At 73.0% G+C, this 5,003-nt stretch carries 6 protein-coding genes; 4 read left to right on the forward strand and 2 right to left on the reverse strand.

What is annotated here, in order from left to right; genetic code table 11:
* A partial coding sequence (locus HMPREF3086_RS16590) for a hemerythrin domain-containing protein (protein WP_070722994.1) occupies window positions 1–583 on the reverse strand: 583 nt, incomplete at its 3' end.
* A 106-nt stretch (window positions 584–689) separates the two neighbouring features.
* Between HMPREF3086_RS16590 and HMPREF3086_RS16595 the strand changes: the two genes are divergently transcribed.
* Genes HMPREF3086_RS16595 through HMPREF3086_RS19980 form a run of 3 tightly spaced genes read left to right on the forward strand, consistent with a single transcriptional unit; the run spans window position 690 to window position 3,570 of the window.
* The gene (locus HMPREF3086_RS16595; protein WP_070722997.1) at window positions 690–2,174 is read left to right on the forward strand and encodes an L-lactate permease; all 1,485 of its coding nucleotides are present in this window, start codon (window positions 690–692) and stop codon (window positions 2,172–2,174) included.
* Window positions 2,175–2,228: 54 nt separating this feature from the next.
* Window positions 2,229–2,582: a cupin domain-containing protein gene (locus tag HMPREF3086_RS16600; RefSeq protein ID WP_070723002.1), complete on the forward strand. Its 354-nt coding sequence runs from the start codon at window positions 2,229–2,231 to the stop codon at window positions 2,580–2,582.
* Window positions 2,583–2,610: 28 nt separating this feature from the next.
* On the forward strand, window positions 2,611–3,570 hold the full coding sequence (locus HMPREF3086_RS19980; protein WP_083324499.1) for a GNAT family N-acetyltransferase: 960 nt from the start codon (window positions 2,611–2,613) through the stop codon (window positions 3,568–3,570).
* A 31-nt stretch (window positions 3,571–3,601) separates the two neighbouring features.
* Here the strand turns inward: HMPREF3086_RS19980 and HMPREF3086_RS16610 are convergent, their stop codons facing one another.
* On the reverse strand, window positions 3,602–4,369 hold the full coding sequence (locus HMPREF3086_RS16610; protein ID WP_070722998.1) for a thioesterase family protein: 768 nt from the start codon (window positions 4,367–4,369) through the stop codon (window positions 3,602–3,604).
* 64 nt (window positions 4,370–4,433) lie between these two features.
* On the opposite strand from HMPREF3086_RS16610, the gene HMPREF3086_RS16615 reads away from it, so the two are divergent.
* Window positions 4,434–4,916, forward strand: coding sequence for a MaoC family dehydratase (locus HMPREF3086_RS16615; RefSeq protein WP_070723000.1), 483 nt, complete (start codon window positions 4,434–4,436; stop codon window positions 4,914–4,916).
* The last annotated feature ends 87 nt before the right edge of the window (window positions 4,917–5,003 follow it).

Here is a 5,003-nt window from a genome sequence, read left to right on the forward strand (position 1 = left end):
GGAGGGCTGCCGACTCGAGCACGTCGCGCAGGCGGTCGGTCACGGTCAGCGGGAGCGCCGCCGCGACGTTGCCCGGGGGCCGACGTGCGACCACCGGGTGGGGACGGGTGGGCGCGGTGCGCCGGACCGCCTCCCACGCCACGCCGAGGGCGCGGAGCCGAGCGGGGCTCAGCTTCTCCTGCAGCCGCGGCAGCAGCTCGTCCTCCTCGTCCCGCACGTCCTCGCGCAGCACGGTGATGAGGCGACGCAGCACCTCGTCGCGTTCCGGGTGCGTCTCGCCGAGGTTCTCCAGCAGGGTGACCAGCTCGTTGACCTCCTGGTGTTCCTGCTCGACGCGCAGGGTCAGCTCGTGGCCATCGGGCAGTTCCGCCCGCAGGACGGGCCACAGAACGGATTCCTCGGCGAAGGCGTGGGGGAACACGAGTCGGTAGGTCTTGACCAGGGCCAGCTTCTGCTCCGCGCCGCCCGTCCGCTCCACCTCCCCGAGGAGCCGGTCGAGCTCCATGTGGTCGAGCTTCTGCCGGGCGAGAACGCTCCACCGGCCGCCCAGGTCATCGAGGTCCTGCTCTGACAGAGATCGCATGTGATGTCCTCCCTACCGCGTAGGGTGCGCGCGGGTGGAGCGGCCCGCAACCGGTCCACCGCGGGGCTCGGCTACCCGGGCCACCCGCGCGGGTAGGTTGGGAGCGATGAGCGAGCTCGTGCCGACCGGCGTCGCCGTCGCCCCGGTCGTCGTGGTCCTGGCACTGTTGGCTCTCCGGGTCCCCTCGCTAGTGGCGGGAACCGCGGGCCTCGTCGCCGCCCTGGCGGGGGCGGTCACCGTCTTCCGGCCCGACGACGACGAGGTCGCCACCGCGGCCGCCCAGCTGGGGCCGACGGTGCTCGAGGTCGCACTGATCCTCCTCGGCGGCGTCCTGTTGGCCACGGCCCTGTCGGCCACCGGGAGCAGGGACCACATCGCCGGGTGGCTGGAGCGGATCGGTTCGGGCGGTGACGGGGTGCCCGCGATCCTGCTGCTGGTGTTCGGTCTCACGCCGTTCATGGAGTCGGTCACCGGCTTCGGGCTGGGCGTGGTCATCACCGCGCCGCTGCTCGTGCGGATGGGTCTACCACCTGTGAAGGCGGTCGTCGTGGGCCTGCTCGGGCTGGTTCTGGTCCCGTGGGGCTCACTGGGCCCGGGCACCCTCGTCGCCGCCGAGCTCGGAGGCCTGGGCGTCGACGCCCTGGGATACTGGTCCGCCCTGCTCAGCCTCCCGGTCTTCGTCGTGAGCATGATGACCGTCCTCGTCGTCGTCACCGGCCGGCCCCCTGCGACCACCGGGTCGCCGGACGCCCCACGGTGGCCAGCCCTCACCCGACCGCCCGCGCGCCACGTCGCGCTGGGCGCGGCCGTCGTGGTCACCCAGTGGGCCGTTCTCGTCGCGTCCAACGCGGTCGTCGGCGTGGCACCGTCGGGCATCATCGCCTCGGCGGCCGTCATCGCCCTGCTGCTGGCGGTGGCGCGGTTGCGTCACGGCGCGCTGCCGGCCGTGACCGGCGGACTCGTGCGCGCTCTCGTCCCGTTCGCCGTCCTGCTCGCGGGGATCCTCGGCACCACCGCCGCGCTGGCGGTCGCGGGCGCCCCGGCCGGCGCGGGGTGGCTCACCTCCCCCGCCCTGTGGGTCCTCGTCGCCGCCCTCGTTGCGCTGCGCGTGTACACCACACCCGGCTCGGGCATCGCGCGCCTGCTCCGGACGGCGCTGGCGACGTGGGTCCCGGTGGCCGGAAACGCCATCGTGTTCATGGCCATCGGCATCGTCATGGCCACCGCCGGCGCGGCCGCCCACCTCGCCGGGCTCGCCACCGGACTCGGATCCGCGGCCGTGGCGTTGACCCCCGCGGTGGGTGCGCTCGGCGGCTACCTCACCGGCACCAACACCGGTGCCGCAGCCATGTTCTCCGCGGCCACCACCGCGACCGCCACCGGCCTCGGCGCCGACGGGCTCGTCGCGCTCGCCGGCCAGAACGTCGGCGGCTCCTTCGCGATCATCGTTTCTCCCCCGCGCGTGGCCCTCGCCGTCGGCGTCGTCCTGGCCGGCCGCACCCGGCTCCCCGCCCGCGCCACCCGCACGCTGGCCACCGCTGTGGTCACGGCGACGATCGTGCTGTGCGCGGTCGTCGCCGTCCTGACGTAGTGTTCGTGAAAAGAGACCCGGATGGCCGCGACACGAGAGGCAGTGAGTTCCACCATGAACCATGTGACCGAGACCGCCGACCGCATCCTCGATAAGGCCAAGGAGTCCAAGCACGGTCGCCACGCCGAGCTCCTCGTCCACGAGGGTCCGCTGCGTCAGGCGCTCCTCGCCCTCACCGAGGGCACCGAGCTCGAGGAGCACAACTCTCCCCCGGCCGCGAGCCTCTACCTGCTCCAGGGCGCCGTCCGCGTGACCGGCGACGGCACCACCGACATCGCCGCCGGCGAGCTGCACACGCTCACCCACCGTCGGCACTCCGTCACCGCGCTCGCCGACTCGGTCTTCCTGCTGACGACGGTCACCAGCATCCCGGGCCAGGGAAGTTACGACACCGAACCCGTCGACTGACGGTCAGGCGCGGCGAATACTGGGAGGCGTGCGCACGCGACACGTCTCCACGGTCATCCGCCGCCCGCCCGAGCAGGTGTACGCCTACGCCCGCGACCCCGCCCACCTCGGCGCCTGGGCCGCCGGGCTGGCGTCGGGCCGGATCGAGCCCGGCGGCGAGGGCGGTGACGGGGGCCGTGAAGGGGGCGGCGCCGGGGACCGTGACGCCGACCGCGGCGACACGCTCGTCGTGGATTCGCCGATGGGACGCGTGAGCGTGCGGTTCGTGCCCCGCAACGAGCTGGGCGTACTGGACCACGAGGTCACGTTGTCCGACGGGACCGTCACCTACAACCCGCTGCGGGTCGTGCCGCACCCCGAGGGTGCGGAGGTGATCTTCACGCTGCGCGGGGTCGACGACGACGAGTTCGAGCGGGACGCCGCGATGGTGGCCGAGGATCTGGCGCGCCTCCGGTCCGTCTTCGAGGGGCCGCTCCCCGCCGGGGCGCCGCCGCGGACCGCCTCGGCCATCGCCGACCCGGGTGTACGCCTGGCCTCGCCGACGGACGCGGGGTCGCTCGGGCGGATGCTGCACGAGTTCAACACCGAGTTCGAGTCCGCGACGCCCACCGCCGACGACGCCGCCCGGCGATTCGGAGATCTCCTCGCGCGCGACGACGTCCTCGCCGTCGTCGCCTCTCCCGGCGCGTCGGACGCTCCCACCGACGTCGGCTTCGCGCTGCTCACGCTGCGCCCGACGCCCTACTCGGACCACCCACTCGCGCAGCTCGAGGAGCTCTACATCCGGCCGGACCTCCGTGGGCGCGGCGTCGGGGCCGCGATCATCACCCGCTCGTTGTTCGAGGTGGTCGCGCGACGGTGCGAGGAGATGCTGATCAACGTCGACGCCGACGACCTGGGCGCACGGCGCTTCTACGAACGCCACGGGTTCACCGACCGCGATCCGGATAGCGGATCGGGGATGCGCTGCTACCTGCGGCAGTTGTAGATCCGCGCCCGGGTGATCGCGTGCCGGCCCTCTACGGCCGTACGGTCAACGACTGGGACACGGTGCCGACAGGGCCGTTATCGTCATGGATCACGCTCGCGGTCAGCCCCAGGCCGCCGGGTCCGAAGGTGACGCGGGTGTCGAAGCCCAGCCACTCCCCCGCGGGTGAGCGCACGAGGTGGGCGGTGAGGTCGATGTTGGGGAAGGTGACGACGGCCGGGTCCGCGCGGATCGCCATCCCGTTGGCGATGTCGACGAGGGCCGTCATCCGCGCGAGCGTGCTGACCTCTTCCGCCGCGAGCAGAGGGACGTCGGTGCGCACCCAGTACCGGGCCCGGCCCGGCCCCCTCGAATCCCGCCGCACACGGGCGGAGGCGAGGTACCCGCCGCCCCACACGGAGGTGGGATCCCACGGCTCCATCTCCTCCGGCGGCGGCAGGGGGTCGAAGGCGTCGCCGGCGATCGCCGCGGTGTCGCGCGGCTGCTGCAGCCACGCGCGCAATCGGATGCCCGTGCGGTCGCCGTGTGAGTAGGTCGCCTCCACGAGTTCGATCGTGCGTCCGGGTCGGATCACCTCCACCCCGACGTCCACCGCGTCCATCGGCACCACGCCCAGCAGCTCGTACGTGAGGCGGGAGATGACCATCGGATCGTCGCGCCGTCCGGCCAGGTCGAGCTCGACGGCATGGACGAGCAGTCCCAGTGCGGGGCCGATGTGCTGCGTGGACTCGTCCCAGGCGCCGCTCACATGATCGGTGGGCCGGAAGCTCCCCGGTCCGAGCCTCTCGAAGTACGCCATCCCCGTCCTCCAGTCGGTGAGTGGTGATTAACTGGGGAGCGTACACACAGCAGTGGGAGGCAGCATGACGGACGAGAAGTTCGACCAGTTCACCACCCCGATCGACGACCGGTACCTCGAGGACTACACCGAGGGTCACCGGTACCGCTTCGGCGAGGAGTCGGTCGACGCCGGGGAGATCATGGAGTTCGCCCGGCGCTACGACCCGCAGAGCATCCACACCGACCCGGACGCCGCGGCCGCCGGCCCGTTCGGCGGACTCATCGCGAGCGGCTGGCAGACCGCCGCGCTCATGATGCGTCTCTTCGCGGACAACTACCTCACCAGCGTGGCGAGCCTCGCCTCGCCCGGGATCGACGAGCTGCGGTGGGTGCGGCCCCTGCGCCCCGGCGACCGGCTGACCCTGCTGTGCGAGACCACGGGGGTCCGCCCGTCACGCACCAAGCCGGACCGCGGGGTGCTGACGACCGACGTGACCCTGATCAACCAGGACGGCGACCCGGTCCTCACCGCGACCGCGATGAACATGGTGGCCCGCCGGCCCTGACCCGCCCGGTGGTCCGGCGACCTCGCCCCCCGGTCGCCGCCGACGCCGCCCCGGTCGCCGCCGGCGGCGACCGCTAGAGCCGCGGGG

The organism is Dietzia sp. HMSC21D01, assembly GCF_001815995.1.
Taxonomy (GTDB): domain Bacteria; phylum Actinomycetota; class Actinomycetes; order Mycobacteriales; family Mycobacteriaceae; genus Dietzia; species Dietzia cinnamea.

What these genes read in the sequence shown, in the direction of transcription:
- HMPREF3086_RS16595 (WP_070722997.1), top strand. Translation starts at nt 690, where the DNA reads ATGAGCGAGCTCGTGCCGACCGGCGTCGCCGTCGCCCCGGTCGTCGTG.
- HMPREF3086_RS16600 (WP_070723002.1), top strand. Translation starts at nt 2,229, where the DNA reads ATGAACCATGTGACCGAGACCGCCGACCGCATCCTCGATAAGGCCAAG.
- HMPREF3086_RS16610 (WP_070722998.1), bottom strand. Translation starts at nt 4,369, where the DNA reads ATGGCGTACTTCGAGAGGCTCGGACCGGGGAGCTTCCGGCCCACCGAT.
- HMPREF3086_RS16615 (WP_070723000.1), top strand. Translation starts at nt 4,434, where the DNA reads ATGACGGACGAGAAGTTCGACCAGTTCACCACCCCGATCGACGACCGG.